General features: G+C 63.9%; 14 protein-coding genes. 12 read left to right on the plus strand and 2 right to left on the minus strand.

Features of this window, described 5'->3' with window-relative positions:
- Nucleotides 1-82: 82 nt before the first annotated feature.
- The 10 genes from V1479_RS02650 to V1479_RS02695 all read left to right on the plus strand — a co-directional run bounded on the left by V1479_RS02650 (nt 83) and on the right by V1479_RS02695 (nt 11,205).
- Nucleotides 83-1,039 carry a sugar-binding transcriptional regulator gene (locus V1479_RS02650; RefSeq protein ID WP_368801537.1) on the plus strand — a complete coding sequence of 319 codons (957 nt, stop codon included), beginning with the start codon at nt 83-85 and terminating at the stop codon, nt 1,037-1,039.
- Between the two features lie 297 nt (nt 1,040-1,336).
- A complete protein-coding gene (gcvA, locus tag V1479_RS02655; RefSeq protein WP_368801538.1) occupies nt 1,337-2,233 on the plus strand; it encodes a transcriptional regulator GcvA in 897 nt (298 codons plus the stop codon).
- 142 nt (nt 2,234-2,375) lie between these two features.
- A complete protein-coding gene (locus V1479_RS02660; protein WP_368801539.1) occupies nt 2,376-3,686 on the plus strand; it encodes an ABC transporter substrate-binding protein in 1,311 nt (436 codons plus the stop codon).
- A gap of 250 nt (nt 3,687-3,936) precedes the next feature.
- A complete protein-coding gene (locus V1479_RS02665; protein ID WP_368801540.1) occupies nt 3,937-4,809 on the plus strand; it encodes a carbohydrate ABC transporter permease in 873 nt (290 codons plus the stop codon).
- A gap of 12 nt (nt 4,810-4,821) precedes the next feature.
- Nucleotides 4,822-5,646, plus strand: coding sequence for a carbohydrate ABC transporter permease (locus V1479_RS02670; RefSeq protein WP_173188324.1), 825 nt, complete (start codon nt 4,822-4,824; stop codon nt 5,644-5,646).
- A 17-nt stretch (nt 5,647-5,663) separates the two neighbouring features.
- Nucleotides 5,664-6,662, plus strand: a complete 999-nt coding sequence (locus V1479_RS02675; RefSeq protein ID WP_368801541.1) for an ABC transporter ATP-binding protein — start codon at nt 5,664-5,666, stop codon at nt 6,660-6,662.
- Nucleotides 6,662-7,435, plus strand: coding sequence for an L-iditol 2-dehydrogenase (locus V1479_RS02680; protein WP_368801542.1), 774 nt, complete (start codon nt 6,662-6,664; stop codon nt 7,433-7,435). The genes V1479_RS02675 and V1479_RS02680 overlap by 1 nt, the downstream gene beginning before the upstream one ends.
- Nucleotide 7,436: 1 nt before the next feature.
- Nucleotides 7,437-8,948 carry a mannitol dehydrogenase family protein gene (locus tag V1479_RS02685; protein ID WP_368801543.1) on the plus strand — a complete coding sequence of 504 codons (1,512 nt, stop codon included), beginning with the start codon at nt 7,437-7,439 and terminating at the stop codon, nt 8,946-8,948.
- On the plus strand, nt 8,945-9,622 hold the full coding sequence (locus tag V1479_RS02690) for an HAD family hydrolase (protein WP_368801544.1): 678 nt from the start codon (nt 8,945-8,947) through the stop codon (nt 9,620-9,622). The genes V1479_RS02685 and V1479_RS02690 overlap by 4 nt, the downstream gene beginning before the upstream one ends.
- Nucleotides 9,619-11,205: an FGGY-family carbohydrate kinase gene (locus V1479_RS02695; RefSeq protein ID WP_368801545.1), complete on the plus strand. Its 1,587-nt coding sequence runs from the start codon at nt 9,619-9,621 to the stop codon at nt 11,203-11,205. The genes V1479_RS02690 and V1479_RS02695 overlap by 4 nt, the downstream gene beginning before the upstream one ends.
- A gap of 3 nt (nt 11,206-11,208) precedes the next feature.
- Here the strand turns inward: V1479_RS02695 and V1479_RS02700 are convergent, their stop codons facing one another.
- Both V1479_RS02700 and V1479_RS02705 read right to left on the minus strand, forming a co-directional pair.
- Nucleotides 11,209-11,445, minus strand: coding sequence for an Lrp/AsnC ligand binding domain-containing protein (locus tag V1479_RS02700; RefSeq protein ID WP_368801546.1), 237 nt, complete (start codon nt 11,443-11,445; stop codon nt 11,209-11,211).
- Between the two features lie 195 nt (nt 11,446-11,640).
- On the minus strand, nt 11,641-12,471 hold the full coding sequence (locus tag V1479_RS02705; RefSeq protein WP_368801977.1) for a hormone-sensitive lipase: 831 nt from the start codon (nt 12,469-12,471) through the stop codon (nt 11,641-11,643).
- 149 nt (nt 12,472-12,620) lie between these two features.
- Here V1479_RS02705 and V1479_RS02710 point away from each other — a divergent pair, with 149 nt between their 5' ends.
- Both V1479_RS02710 and V1479_RS02715 read left to right on the plus strand, forming a co-directional pair.
- The gene (locus tag V1479_RS02710) at nt 12,621-14,912 is read left to right on the plus strand and encodes a bifunctional salicylyl-CoA 5-hydroxylase/oxidoreductase (protein WP_368801547.1); all 2,292 of its coding nucleotides are present in this window, start codon (nt 12,621-12,623) and stop codon (nt 14,910-14,912) included.
- Nucleotides 14,912-15,667, plus strand: coding sequence for an SDR family NAD(P)-dependent oxidoreductase (locus V1479_RS02715; RefSeq protein ID WP_368801548.1), 756 nt, complete (start codon nt 14,912-14,914; stop codon nt 15,665-15,667). Before V1479_RS02710 ends, V1479_RS02715 begins: the two co-directional genes overlap by 1 nt.
- The last annotated feature ends 1 nt before the right edge of the window (nt 15,668 follow it).

The raw sequence follows: 15,668 nt of genomic DNA on the forward strand, positions 1-15,668 counted from the left end.
TGACTGTGCGTGCCTGCGCGGCCAGAGTTGATCGCTGCGGCGCGGCGATCATTTGTTTTTCGCCGGTCCTGCACAGGTACCCATGAGCACAGTTCGCGATACCACATCATCCAGGCTCGACGATGCGGCCCGAGCCGGCTGGCTCTACTATGTTGCTGGCAACACGCAGGACCAGATTGCGACCAAGCTCGGCGTCTCGCGCCAGTCTGCGCAACGCCTTGTATCGCTGGCGGTTTCCGAGGGGCTGGTGAAGGTACGCATCGATCATCCGATTGCGAACTGCCTCGAACTGGCCTCCCGGTTACGCGAGCGGTTTGGGCTTGATCTTGTGGAGGTCGTGCCCAGCGACCCCGGATCGGCTTCGACAACGCTTGGCGTCGCGGAAGCCGCTTCCGCCGAGATCGAGAGGCGGCTGTCTTCACAGCAGCCGATCGTGATGGCGCTCGGCACCGGGCGCACGCTGAAGGCCGCCATCGAAAAGCTGCCTGCGATGGAATGCCAGCAGCACAAGGTCGTATCGCTGACCGGAAATATCGCGCCGGACGGTTCGGCTGCTTTCTACAATGTCGTCTTCACCATGGCCGACAAGGTCAAGTCGCGCTCTTTCCCGATGCCTCTGCCGGTCATCGCCTCGTCGCCGGAAGAGCGCGCCTTGCTGCACGGTCAGGAACTTATCCGCGCGACGATGACACTCGCCGCCCAGGCCGACGTTACCTTTGTCGGCGTTGGCGATCTCGGGCCGGAGGCGCCGCTCTACCAGGACGGTTTTATCTCCAAGGACGAGCTCGAGGCGTTGCGTAAGGCCGGCGCAGTCGCCGAGATCGTCGGCTGGGCGTTCGACAGCAAGGGCAGACCGGTGGAGGATGTCATCAACGACCGCGTGGCCTCGACACCGATCCCGTCGCGGGATTCCTCCGAGGTGATCGCGCTCGCCATGGGCGAGCGAAAGCTGCCCGGCATTTTCGCTGCGGTCAGCGGTCGGCTCGTCAACGGCCTGATTACCGATGAGCGCACGGCGTCCGCACTTCTTGCCATGTAGCGGCTAGATTCGACTTCGCGGATCGTGGCTGTCTATCAGGCCGATGTCTCTTTGCATGTGTTCCGTCAGATGGCGGATTTCTACCCTTCTCGTCTTCTTGCGCGTCAATCGAGACAGAATGGCATGCGCCAGGCCTGCCCGGTTTGACCTTGTGCGCTTGGGATGTCGCATCGGGGATTCTATTGTAACCATGAGGGGCTGCTTTCCTGAAATCCTGCTTATGCTTCAGTGTTTCAGATCGTCCCAAAAGGCGCTAAAATCCAACAAAACGTCTATCATCAGACATAAGGATTACTTATGTATCGTAACCTGCCGCCACTTTCTGCCGTGCGCGTTTTCGAGGCGGCGGCGCGTCACGGCAGCTTCACGCGCGCTGCCGACGAGCTCGGCATGACGCAGGCGGCGGTGAGCTATCAGATCAAGGCGCTTGAAGAGCGCGTTGGGGCGCCGCTCTTCCTGCGGCGGCCCCGTCAGGTCGAGCTGACGGAGACGGGACTTCGTCTCGCCGCAGCATCGACGCAGGCGCTCGACGTCCTCTCCGCAGCCTTCGGCACGATGCGTGACGATGTTGCGGGCAAGCTGACGATCAGCACCGTGCCCACGCTCGCCACCAACTGGCTGGCGCCGAGGCTGGGTCTGTTCCAGCTTGCCAATCCGTCGATCGCGGTCCGGCTGGAAACGTCGCCGCGCTACGTCGACTTCAGCCGGGAAGATGTGGATGTTGCGATCCGTGTCGGCACCGGCAACTGGCCCGGCCTTGTTGCTCATCCGTTGCTGCCGACGATTTTCACCCCGATGCTCAGTCCGGAGCTTGCAGCCTCGATCGGCGGCATCAACGAACCTGCCGATCTTCTGCGCCTACCGATCCTGACCCCGACCGATCCTTGGTGGGCACAGTGGCTGACGGCCGCGGGCGTCTCTCCGGAGGGACTGAAGGGCCGTCCACAGAACGAGATGGGCTCGCAGGCCAATGAGGCGCGCGCGGCGATCGCGGGTCAGGGCGTCGCGATTCTGACTCCCTTTTTCTTCACGAGCGAACTCGCTTCGGGCCGCCTCATTCAGCCTTTCGATCTCCTGTGGGAGGACAAGGCGTGTTTCTGGCTGGTCTATCCACAGGGGCGCCGCAACCTGCCGAAGATCAGCGCCTTCCGATCGTGGATCCTGGCAGAGGCTGCGGCGTCACAATCGGATTGAGGCAACCCCGCATCGAAGTGTCCGTCGCCTGAGATTCGATGCTGCGCCGCAGCATCGAATCCGGCTTGACTTTCGGCAAGCTAAACTGAATATTTGCCCAACAAACTAGCAATTGCTCATCATGGTTCTAGGGAGGATATCCATGAAACTGAGATCTGCGCTGCTCGGCGCATGCTCCGTCGTCGCCCTGTCGGGCTCCGCGCTCGCCGAGACGATCACCATCGCAACAGTCAACAACGGCGACATGATCCGCATGCAGCGGCTCGCCGAAGACTTCACGGCCAAGCATCCGGATATCGAGCTGCAGTGGGTGACGCTGGAGGAGAACGTTTTGCGTGAGCGGGTCACCACCGACATCGCCGCCAGCGGCGGGCAGTATGACGTGATGACCATCGGCAATTACGAGGTGCCGATCTGGGCAAAGCAGGGCTGGCTGCTCGAACTCAACGGCCTCGGTGACGACTACGACGTCGATGATCTTCTGCCCGCCATTCGCGGCGGCCTTTCCGTCGACGGCAAGCTCTATGCTGCGCCGTTCTACGGCGAGTCGGCGATGATCATGTACCGCACCGACCTGTTCGAGGGTTCCGGTCTTGAAATGCCGGAATCCCCGACCTGGGAATTCATCGGAGAGGCAGCGCGCAAGATCAAGGCGGACAACCCGGATGTGAACGGCATCTGCCTGCGCGGCAAGGCCGGCTGGGGCGAGAACATGGCGTTCATCACCGCCCTGGTGAACTCCTATGGCGGCCGCTGGTTTGATGAGAACTGGCAGCCCCAGTTCGACCAGCCGGAGTGGAAGGAAGCCTTCCAGTTCTACGTCGACCTGATGAACGAGGCCGGCCCGTCGGGTGCCTCGTCCAACGGCTTCAACGAGAACCTGACGCTCTTCCAGCAGGGCAAGTGCGCCATGTGGATGGACGCGACGGTCGCGGCATCCTTCGTCTCAAATCCGGAAGATTCCACCGTGGCCGACAAGGTCGGCTATGCGATCTTCCCCGATACCGGCAACGGCAATCACGGTCACTGGCTGTGGTCCTGGAACTTGGCGGTGCCGGCGAGCTCGGCCAAGGCCGACGCCGCGCAGACCTTCATCGCCTGGGCGACGAACAAGGCCTATACCGAGCTGGTTGCGGAGAAGGAGGGCTGGGCCAACGTTCCGCCCGGAACCCGCACCTCGCTCTACGAGAACGAGGCCTACAAGGAAGCCGCGCCCTTCGCGGAGCCAACCCTTGCTGCCATGAATGCCGCCGACATCACCAATCCGTCGGTGAAGCCGGTGCCCTACACAGGTGGCCAGTTCGTCGCGATCCCGGAATTCCAGGGGCTCGGCACGACGGTCGGCCAGCTCTTCTCGGCGGCTCTCGCCGGGCAGATGTCGGTCGATGACGCGCTGGCGCAGGCACAGAATGTCGCGACCCGCGAAATGACCCGCTCCGGCTACATCAAATAGGCTTCCTCCCGAAGCCTGGCCGTCCGGCTCCGGCCGGGCGGCCGCCCTTTCGGAAGATCATGCGTCCTTCGAGGCTCGCTGCGCTCGCACCTCAGGATGAGGACTGCCGTGCATCAGCCCCACAAGCGGTTGGCTCGATCAAACTACCTGCCTCATCCTGAGGTGCGAGCGCAGCGAGCCTCGAAGGACGCACTTTCCGGCAAATCTCGCCGGACGATACGGACCAGGAACCCAGCAAGGGACCCCTGCCATGGCTACGCGACAAACCAGAACGCTTGCCCGCCTGATGATGGCCCCCGCCGTCGTTCTGCTGCTGATCTGGATGATCGTGCCGCTGTCCATGACGATCTGGTACTCGTTCCAGAACTACAACATGCTGAACCCGGCCATGCGCGGCTTCGCCGGCTTCTTCAACTACGTCTACTTCTATACGGATCCGGCCTTCTATCAGGCGATCATCAACACGCTGTTCATTGTCGTCGGGGTGCTGTTCATCACCATCGTCGGCGGCATCGCTTTGGCGCTTCTGCTCGACCAGCCGATCTTCGGCCAGGGCATCGTGCGTATCCTCGTCATCTCCCCCTTCTTCGTGATGCCGCCGGTCGCGGCGCTCATCTGGAAGAACATGATCATGCACCCCGGCTACGGGGTGCTGGCAGATGTCTCGCGCTTCCTCGGTCTCCAGCCCGTCGACTGGTTCGCTCAGTATCCGCTCACGTCGGTCATCATCATCGTTGCGTGGCAATGGCTGCCGTTCGCGACCCTGATCCTGCTGACGGCCCTGCAGTCGCTCGACGAGGAGCAGAAGGAGGCCGCCGAAATGGACGGCGCCAACTTCGCCAACCGCTTCTGGTATCTGACGCTGCCGCACCTGGCGCGGGCGATCACGGTTGTGATCCTGATCCAGACGATCTTCCTGCTCGCCGTTTATGCCGAGATTCTCGTCACCACCAATGGCGGCCCCGGCTATGCCACGACAAACCTCGCCTTCCTGATCTACCGCACGGCGCTTCTGTCCTACGACGTCGGCGGCGCATCGGCCGGAGGCGTGATCGCGGTCGTCCTCGCCAACATCGTCGCCATCTTCCTGATGCGCGCCGTCGGCCGCAACCTCGATAGGTAAGGGAGAGACGATATGGCACGTGCAGTCTCCACACGCCGCAAATGGATCGCTACGGCAGCCGCCTGGGTGGTCGCCCTGGTGATCTTCTTTCCCATCTTCTACATGGTCGTCACCTCGCTGAAGACCGAGCCCGAGGCGATCGCCGGCATCAGCCTTATCCCCTCCGGCACCTTCGAGAACTATGTCGAGGTCCAGACCCAGCGCGACTATTTCAAGCCGTTCCTGAATTCGGTGATCATATCGTTGGGCTCGACGCTGATCGCGCTGCTGATCGCCATCCCGGCCGCATGGTCGATGGCATTCTCGCCGACGCGTCGGACCAAGGACATCCTCATGTGGATGCTTTCGACCAAGATGATGCCGGCCGTCGGCGTGCTCGTGCCGATGTTCCTCATCTTTCGCGATACCGGCCTGCTCGACACGAGGATCGGCCTGACAGTCGTCCTCACGCTCATCAACCTGCCGATCGTTGTGTGGATGCTCTACACCTATTTCCGCGAAATCCCCGGCGAGATTCTCGAGGCCGCGCGCATGGATGGCGCGACGCTGATGGGCGAGATCGTCTATGTGCTGACGCCGATGGCGGTGCCAGGCATCGCGTCCACCATGCTGCTCAACATCATTCTCGCCTGGAACGAGGCGTTCTGGTCGATCCGTCTTTCGGCGGCGAACGCAGCCCCGCTGACAGCGTTCATCGCCTCTTTCTCCAGCCCTCAGGGCCTCTTCTGGGCCAAGCTTTCGGCAGCGTCCACGCTCGCCATCGCGCCGATCCTCATCATGGGTTGGTTCTCGCAGCGCCAGCTCGTGCGCGGGCTCACCTTCGGCGCCGTCAAATAAGGTTTCGGGAGGAAGCCATGGGCAACATCACGCTCAAGAACGTGCACAAGGCTTTCGGGGCGACAGTCATCATCCCCGACATCGACCTTGAAATTTCGGACGGCGAGTTCGTCGTCTTCGTCGGCCCGTCGGGGTGTGGCAAGTCCACGCTGCTGCGGCTGATCGCGGGTCTGGAAGACACCACCTCCGGCACCATCCTGATCGACGGCGCCGACATGACGGGCGAGGCACCCGCCAAGCGCGGTCTGGCGATGGTTTTCCAGTCCTATGCGCTCTATCCGCATATGAGCGTCTACAACAACATCGCCTTCCCCCTGAAGATGGCAAAGGCCGACAAGGAAACCATCGACGCCAAGGTGCGGGCAGCGGCCCAGACGCTGAACCTCACCGCCTATCTCGAACGGCGCCCGGGCCAGCTTTCAGGGGGCCAGCGCCAGCGTGTCGCCATCGGCCGCGCCATCGTGCGCCAGCCCTCGGCCTTCCTGTTCGACGAGCCGCTGTCGAACCTGGACGCCGCCCTGCGCGGGACGATGCGGCTGGAAATCAGCGAACTGCACCAGCAGCTTAGGACGACCATGATCTACGTCACCCACGATCAGGTCGAGGCGATGACGATGGCCGACAAGATCGTGGTGCTGAATGCGGGCAACATCGAGCAGGTCGGCTCGCCCCTCGACCTCTATCGTTCGCCCCGAAATCTCTTCGTGGCAGGGTTTATCGGATCGCCGCGCATGAACTTCGTCACCGGCGATGAAGCTGCCAGGCACGACGCGGCGACCATCGGCGTGCGGCCCGAACATATCAGGCTGTCGACCACCGAGGGTGCCTGGAAAGGGGTGGTCGGCGTCGCCGAGCATCTGGGTTCGGACACGTTCCTTCACATTCAGGCCGAAGGCATCGGCCAGGTCACGGCGCGCGCGGATGGCGAGTTCACCGTGCACCACGGCGATGAAGTCTGGCTCACGCCAGAGCAGACGAAGATTCATCGTTTCGACGCGGACGGGCACGCGATCTGATGGGGCGTCTGGCCGGCAAATCGGCATTGATCACGGGCTCGGCGCGCGGCATCGGCCGCGCCTTCGCCGAAGCCTATGCCGGCGAGGGCGCGACAGTCGCCATCGCCGATATCGATCTCGACAGGGCCAGTGAGACCGCGCGTCAGATCGGCGACGCTGCCTACGCGCTCCAGCTCGATGTAACCCGTCAAAGCTCCATCGACGAGGCGGTCAAGGCTGCCGAAGAACATGCCGGCGGCATCAATATTCTCGTCAACAATGCTGCCCTGTTCGACATGGCGCCGATCGTCGATATCACCCGCGAGAGCTACGATCGCCTGTTTGCCGTCAATGTCGCCGGCGCGCTGTTCACCATGCAGACCGTCGCCCGGTCGATGATCGCGCGCGGAAAGGGCGGCAAGATCATCAACATGGCCAGCCAGGCAGGGCGTCGCGGCGAGGCGTTGGTCGGCGTCTATTGCGCCAGCAAGGCCGCGATCATCTCGCTCACCCAATCCGCGGGCCTCGATCTCATCCGGCACGGCATCAACGTCAACGCGATCGCGCCGGGTGTCGTGGAAGGCGAGCATTGGGAGCATGTCGACTCCCTGTTTGCGAAACACGAGGGTCTGGCTCCGGGCGAAAAGAAGAAGCAGGTCGGCGCGGCCGTTCCCTATGGCCGCATGGGCACCGCGCAGGATCTCGTCGGAATGGCGATCTTTCTGGCGACGAAGGAAGCCGACTACGTGGTCGCCCAGACCTACAATGTCGACGGCGGCAACTGGATGAGCTGAGATGGCAACGACACTTTCCCTCGCCACGCTCGACCGCCTGCCCGAAGGCATCGCGCGCCCGCAATATCAGCGCGAGGCGCTTTCACCGGGCATTCTGCATTTCGGTGTCGGCAATTTTCATCGCGCGCATCAGGTCGCCTATCTGGACGACCTTTTCAACGCGGGACGGGGGCACGACTGGGCGATCGTGGGTGCCGGCGTGCTGGAAGCGGAGCGGACGGGCAGGCAGAAGCTTGCCGCGCAGGATTTCCTGTCGACGCTGGTCGAGCAGGATGCCGGACATATGAGCGCAAGGGTAACCGGCGCGATGATCGACTTTGTCGAGCCTGGCGACGCGCAGGCGACAATTGAGCGGCTGGCCGACCCGGCAATCCGTATCGTCTCGCTGACCATAACCGAGGGGGGCTACTTCATTGATCCCGCGTCGGGGCGGTTTGACGCGGCGCATCCCGCGATCGTTGCCGATGCGCGCGACATTGCTGCCTCGCGTACGGTGTTCGGCATGATCGTTGCCGGCCTGATGAGGAGGCGGTCGGCTGGCATCGCGCCCTTCACCGTCATGTCGTGCGACAACATCCCAGGCAATGGCCACGTCACCGAAGACGCGGTCGCCGGTCTTGCCTCGCTGGTCGATCCGGACTTGGCGCAATGGGTGAAGGAGAACGTTGCATTCCCCAATGCCATGGTCGATCGCATCACGCCGGCCACCAGCGACCGAGAGCGCGAGATCCTCGCGCGCGAATTCGGTGTCACCGACGCCTGGCCCGTTTTCTGCGAACCGTTTCGGCAATGGGTGCTGGAGGACAGGTTTTCAGCCGGCCGGCCTCCGCTGGAAGAGGTCGGCGTGACGCTTGTCGACGATGTCGCGCCGTGGGAACTGATGAAAATCCGCATGCTCAACGGCGGCCATGCGGCAATCGCCTATCCAGCCGCGTTGATGGACATTCATTTCGTGCACGAGGCGATGGAGGAACCGCTGATCCGCGGTTTCCTCGAAAAGCTGGAGCGGGAGGAGATCATTCCGGTCGTGCCGCCGGTGCCGGATACCAAGCTCGAGGATTATCTGGCGCTGATAGAGCGGCGTTTCGCCAATCCGAAGATCGGCGACACCATTGCGCGGCTGTGTCAGGATGGCTCGAACCGCCAGCCGAAATTCATCTTGCCGTCGGCTGCCGACCGGTTGAAGGCTGGCGGCGGCGTGAAAGGCCTGTCCCTGGTCTCGGCGCTGTGGTGCCGCTACTGCACGGGGACCAGTGACTCAGGCCGGACCATCGAGCCGAATGACGCGAGTGCGGAGCGCCTCAAACAGGCGGCCCTTCAGGCCCGGCAGTCGCCGCAGGCCTTTCTGGCGCTTTCCGACATTTTCGGCGATATGGGCAATGTGCCTGCCTTCGCGGACGCTTTTTCCCGCAACCTCAATGCCGTGTGGGAGCAGGGGGCGAGGGGCGCATTGAAATCCTATCTCGCCGGCAAGCTCCGACCGGCCTTGCCGGAGGCGAATAAATATCCATGAAACGCGAGACCGAACTGGTCATCTTCGATTGCGACGGCGTTCTGGTCGACAGCGAGCCGATCTCGATCGCGGTGCTCCGCGACGTGATCGCAAGCGCCGGCTGCGACATCGACGAGGCAACCGCCTACCGGCTGTTCCTCGGCCGCTCGATGACGACGATCGGCGAGACGCTGGTGCTGCGCTACGGCCTGCGCTTCACCGAAGAGCACCTGGAAGAGACGCGCCGGTTGATGTCGGCGCGGTTCCGCGCCGAACTCAAGGCGATCCACGGAATACGCGAAACGCTGCTGGCGCTTCCGCACCGGCGCTGCGTGGCTTCTTCCAGCCGACCGGAGCGCATTCGATTGTCGCTGGAGGTCGCGGGCATTCTGGACCTGCTGGAGCCGGCCATCTACAGTGCGACCATGGTCAAGCGCGGAAAGCCTGCTCCGGATCTCTTTTTGCATGCCGCCAGCCAGATGGCGGCAGACCCGGCCGCTTGCATCGTCATCGAGGACAGCCCTGCCGGCATCGAGGCGGCGAAAGCCGCGGGCATGCGGGTTTTTGCGTTTGCCGGCGGCTCCCATGCCGGACCGGGCCGCCTGCGTGAAGCCTTTGAAACGCTCGGGCCCGATCTGGTTTTCGATGACATGCGGAGCCTGCCCGCGCTTCTCGCGGAGGCGTCGCTTCCGTGAGCGAGCCGCTGGTTTGCGCCGTCGATGTCGGAACGGGCAGCGCGCGGGCCGGCGTGCTTGATAGCACCGGGCGGCTGCTCGGGCGCGGCGAGCATCCAATACTGATGAATCGGCCCAGCGCTGACCATGCCGAACACGATTCGGAAGACATCTGGTCGGCGGTGTGTGCGGCAGTGCGCGCCGCATTGTCCGTTTCCGGCGCGGCACCGGAATCGATCGTCGGCATCGGCTTCGATGCTACCTGTTCACTCGTGGCGCGCGACACGGGCGGGCGCCAACTGACGCTGTCGTCGACCGGTGAGGCAAGGTGGGACACGATCGTCTGGCTCGATCACCGCGCCATCGCGGAAGCCGACGAATGCACCGCCACCGGCCATGCCGTCCTCGACCATGCCGGCGGCGTGATGTCACCGGAGATGCAGGCGCCCAAGCTGATGTGGGTCAAGCGCCATCTGCCCGAAAGCTGGCAGGTCGCCGGGCATTTCTTCGACCTCGCGGACTTCCTGACCTACCGCGCCAGCGGATCGCTGGCGCGGTCGCAATGCACGCTGGCTTGCAAATGGACGTTCCTGGCGCATGCCGAGCCGGGCTGGCAGCGCGATTTTTTCGATGCCGTCGGCCTGCCCGAGCTGCCGTCGCATGGCGGCTTGCCGGATCGGACGGTCCCCGTCGGAGCCGACCTCGGTGCGCTCACGGAGGCGGCGGCCCGCGAACTCGGCTTGACGACAAGCTGCCGGGTCGCGGCCGGCATGATCGACGCCTATGCCGGCGCGCTAGGCGTCATCGGAGGCTTCGCTGCCGATGACGACGAGCTCGAGCGCCACATGGCACTGATTGCGGGCACGTCGAGCTGTGTCATGGCGATGTCCAGGGATCGCCGGTCCTTTGCAGGGGCCTGGGGCCCTTATTGGGGCGTGACGTTGCCGGATTTCTGGATGATCGAGGGCGGCCAGTCGGCCACGGGCGCGCTGCTCGATCACGTCATCCGATGGCATGGCGCGGGCGGCGAGCCCGATGCCGCCATGCACCGGCGCATCGGAGAGCGTATTGCCGTGCTGCGGGCCGAGCAGGGAGATGGTTTTGCCGGCCGGCTGCATGTCCTGCCGGACTTCCATGGCAACCGCTCGCCGCTCGCGGACCCGCATGCGGTCGGCGTGATCTCCGGCCTGACGCTGGACTCATCCTTTGACAGCCTCGCGAAGCTCTACTGGCGCACCTGCGTGGCGATCGCGCTCGGCGTCCGCCATATCCTCGAAACGCTGAATGACGGCGGCTTCGTCATCGACACGCTGCACGTCACCGGCGGGCATACGCGCAACCCGATCCTGATGGAGCTTTATTCGGATGCCACCGGCTGCCGAGTCGTCGAGCCCCTTGGCGACGATGCCGTGCTGACCGGTTCCGGCATGGCAGCGGCCGCCGCCGCCGGGCTCTACCCCTCGCTCGCGCAGGCCTGCGCCGGCATGCGGCAGCAAGGTCGCGAGCGCCGGCCCAACGCCGCCGCGCACGCCCGCTTCGACCGCGACTACCGGGTGTTCCTCGAAATGCACCGGCAGAGGAAGGCGCTGGAGCGGATGGAGTGAGCCTCAGAAAGCCTTGAAGGTCAGCGTGGTCAGCGAGCGGACGATACCGGGTACGTTGGCGACGTTGTCGTTGATGAACTTGCCGATATCCACGCCCTCATCGATGTAGATCTTCATCAGCAGGTCGTAGTCGCCGCTGGTCGAATAAAGCTCGGACGCGACCTCGCGCTTGAACAATTCGTCGGCGACCTCGTAAGTCCTGCCCGGCGAAACCTGAAGCTGTACGAAAACCGCTCTCATCAAAATACTCCGGAATGTTGGTGCGTCCTTCGAGGCTCCCCTTCGACAAGCTCAGGGTCGCACCTCAGGATGAGGGAAGTGGTTTGTCGAACTCCGGCATAGCGGGCTCGATGCACACCCTCCCTCATCCTGAGGTGCGAGCGGAGCGAGCCTCGAAGGACGCACTCTCTTTTTAGCCAGACTCGTGTCTGGCCGTCAGCCTGTCAACAACGTTCGCGTCAGCGCATGGTCCGGGTCTGCCAGTCCGTCGATGACGTTGAAATGGTGCCGGTCGGGCTCCTCGACCGTCAGCGTTTCCGCGCCGAGTCCGGTCCACGCATTGGCGAGCAGCGCATTCTGGCGCACGAATTCGGAGCGCTCGGCCGCGCCTACCCAGCAGGCGATCCGCGCGCCCGCCATCGGCTCCAGCAGCGCCGGGCTTTCGCCGTCCGCTTCCTCCCGGTCGATCTTCAGCGTCTCGTTCATGGCCGTCGCCATCATCGGTCTCAGATCGTGCACGCCGGAGATCGAAACGGTGTTGACTATGCGCGACCGCACGACATCCGGCAGCGGCGAGTTGGCGCAGATCATCCGGCTGACGAGATGGCCGCCGGCGGAATGACCGGTGAGGCGGATCGGACCGGCCACCATGCCGGCCGCGGCCTCGACGGCCGAGCCGATCTCCCCGACGATGCCGGCGATGCGGATGTCCGGGCAGAGCGTATAGGAGGGCATGGCGACGGCGTGGCCGTGCGCAAGGGGACCTGCGGCCAGATGCGACCAGAAGCTCCTGTCGAGCCGCAGCCAGAAACCGCCATGGACGAAAACGACGAGACCTTTGGCATCGCCCTGCGGCATGAACAGGTCGAACCGGTTGCGGGGCGCATCGCCATAGGCAATCCCCAGTCGAGCGCGCCCGTCCGTGGCAAGCCGGTCGCGGAACGCCTTTGCCGGCTCGACCCAAGCCTGCGGCCAGCGATCGCCCTGCGGGATATTGGCGCCATTGGCGTATGCGTCGTCCCAGTCCGTGATGCGGTGATAGATCATGTGGTTCACGCTCTCCCTGCGCCATTCCTTCGCCTGCCGGCTTCATACTGTCCAGTGCGCAAAATATTTCAACCTTGAAATTTTAGGCTTGAAGCATGCCGGGATCGGTGCCATGCTCCCTGAAAATAAAAGAACGGGGAACGTGACGGATGAAGGTTGCAGTGCTCGGCGGTGGCCCCGCCGGCCTATACTTTGCCATCTCGATGAAGCTGCGCGACGCCGCGCACGACGTCACCGTGTTCGAGCGCAACCGGGCTGATGACACCTTTGGCTGGGGCGTCGTTCTGTCGGACGAGACGCTCGATAATCTTGCCGCCAACGACCCCAAGAGCGCTGCCACGATCCGCGAACATTTCGCCTACTGGGACGACATCGCCGTCATTCACAAGGGCGTACGGACGCTGTCTACCGGACACGGTTTCTGCGGCATCGGCCGCATGCGGTTGCTTCTGCTGCTGCAGGAACGCGCACGCGAGCTCGGCGTCGATCTTCGCTTCCAGACGGAAGTGGGTGACCGCGCAGAACTGATGGCCGAGTACGATCTGGTGATCGCCGCCGACGGGCTCAATTCGAGGACGCGAACGGAATTCGCCGAGCATTTCCGTCCGGACATCGATACCCGCAAATGCAAGTTCGTCTGGCTCGGCACCCGCCAGAAATTCGACGACGCTTTCACCTTCATTTTCGAGAAGACGAAGCATGGCTGGGTGTGGGCGCATGCCTATCAGTTCGATCCGGATACGGCGACCTTCATCGTCGAATGCTCGCAGGAGACGTGGGAGAAGTTCGGCTTTGGCGACATGAGCCAGCAGGAGTCGATCGCCGTCTGCGAGGAGATTTTCAGGGATCACCTCGACGGTCACGCGCTGATGACCAACGCCAACCACATTCGCGGATCAGCCTGGATCAGTTTCCCGCGCGTGCTGTGCGAGCGCTGGTCGTATCGCAACCTCGCGCTGATGGGCGATGCGGCTGCGACCGCGCACTTCTCGATCGGTTCCGGCACCAAGCTTGCGCTGGAGTCTGCCATCGCCATGGCCGATTATCTGCATTCCGAACCGACGCTCGAAGCCGCCTTCGCCAAATACGAGGAGGCGCGCCGGCTGGAAGTGCTACGGCTGCAATCGGCGGCGCGCAACTCGATGGAATGGTTCGAGGAGGTCGAGCGCTATCTCGATCTCGACCCCGTGCAGTTCAACTATTCGCTGCTGACGCGCTCGCAGCGCATAAGCCACGAAAACCTGCGGCTGCGCGACGCCGAATGGCTGGGCAGCGCCGAGGCGTGGTTCCAGCGGCAGGCGGGTGCCGCCGCCAACGAGAACCGCGCGCCGATGTTCGCACCCTACAGGCTGCGCGGCATGGAGCTGCAGAACCGCATCGTCGTGTCGCCGATGGCGCAATACAAGGCCATGGATGGCTGCCCCACCGACTGGCATTTCGTCCATTATTGCGAGCGCGCCAAGGGTGGTGCGGGACTGGTCTATATCGAGATGACCTGCGTCTCGCCGGAAGGACGCATCACCCCCGGCTGCCCCGGCTTCTACGCGCCGGAGCACGAGGCTGCGTGGAAACGCATCGTCGATTTTGTGCATGCCGAGACGCAGGCCAAGATCTGCGCACAGATCGGGCATTCCGGCGCCAAGGGCTCGACCCAGCTCGGCTGGGAAGAAATGGACGCGCCGCTCGCGCAAGACAATTGGCCGCTGCTTGCCGCATCGGCTGTGCCATGGTCGCCGCAAAACCAGACGCCCAGGGCGATGGACCGCGCCGACATGGATGTGGTGCGCGACCAGTTCGTGGCGGCAGCCGAAATGACGGAGCGCTGCGGCTTCGACATGCTCGAACTGCATATGGCCCATGGCTATCTGCTGTCTTCCTTCATCTCGCCGCTGACCAACCTGCGTGATGACGACTATGGCGGCAGCCTCGAAAACCGAATGCGCTATCCGCTCGAGGTCTTCCATGCGGTGCGGGCCGTGTGGCCGGAGGACAAGCCGATCTCCGTGCGCATCTCGGCCAATGACTGGGTGGGCGAGGAAGGCATCACGCCGGCCGAGGCGGTGGAGATCGCGCGGCTGCTGCAGGCCGCCGGCGTCGACATCTGCGACGTCTCTGCGGGCCAGACCTCGAAGCGCGCGCGCCCGGTCTATGGCCGCATGTTCCAGACGCCATTCTCGGATCGCATTCGCAACGAGACGGGCATGGCGACGATGGCGGTCGGCAACATCTACGAGCCCGACCACGTCAACTCGATCCTGATGGCGGGCCGCGCCGACTTGGTGTGCCTGGCACGGCCGCATCTGGCCGACCCGTACTGGACGCTTCACGCCGCAGCCCAACTGGGCGACCGTGGCGTGGTGTGGCCCGACCCCTACCTGCCGGGCCGCGACCAGCTCTATCGCCTTGCCGAACGGCAGGAACAGATGACGGGGAAAGTGTGATGACGATGGCATGGAAGCACGCGCTCGTCACAGGCGGCTCGTCGGGCATCGGTCGCGCGATCGCTTTGTCGCTGGCCGGGGCGGGCGTCGCCGTGACCATCTGCGGGCGCCGCGAAAGCGAGCTGGCCAAGGTCGCCGACAAGGCAGACAACATCCACGCGATTGTCGCCGACGTGACCGACGAGGATTCGGTCCGGGCGCTCTATGCGCAGGCGGAAGCCGCACGCGGTCCCTTCGACATCGTCGTGGCCAATGCCGGCATCGCTTCCAGCGCGCCCGCGCATCGCACGACGCTCGAGGACTGGAACCGCATCGTCAACGTCAATCTCACCGGCGCATTCCTGACCGTGCGTCCGGCGCTTGCCGGCATGGCCGAGCGCGGGCGCGGGCGCATCGTCTTCATCGCGTCGGTCGCCGGCCTGCGCGGCTCTGCCTATGTCGCGCCCTATGTGGCCTCCAAGCACGGCGTGGTCGGCCTCACCCGCTCGCTTGCCGCCGAATTGCTCAAGACCGGCGTCACCGTCAATGCCATCTGCCCCGGCTATGTCGAGACCGAGATGCTGGAGCAATCGATCCGCCGCGTCATGGACAAGACCGGCCGCAGCGAAGAAGAAGCGCGGCGCGGTTTTGCGGAGATCAATCCCAACCACCGGCTGATCAAGCCGGAGGAGGTGGCCGCCGCCGCCATGTGGCTCGTCAGCGATGCGGCCATCTCGGTGACTGGCCAGGCGATTCCGATCTCGGGAGGCGGATGAC

The sequence above is a fragment of the Neoaquamicrobium sediminum genome (assembly GCF_040970315.1).
GTDB lineage: Bacteria > Pseudomonadota > Alphaproteobacteria > Rhizobiales > Rhizobiaceae > Aerobium > Aerobium sediminum.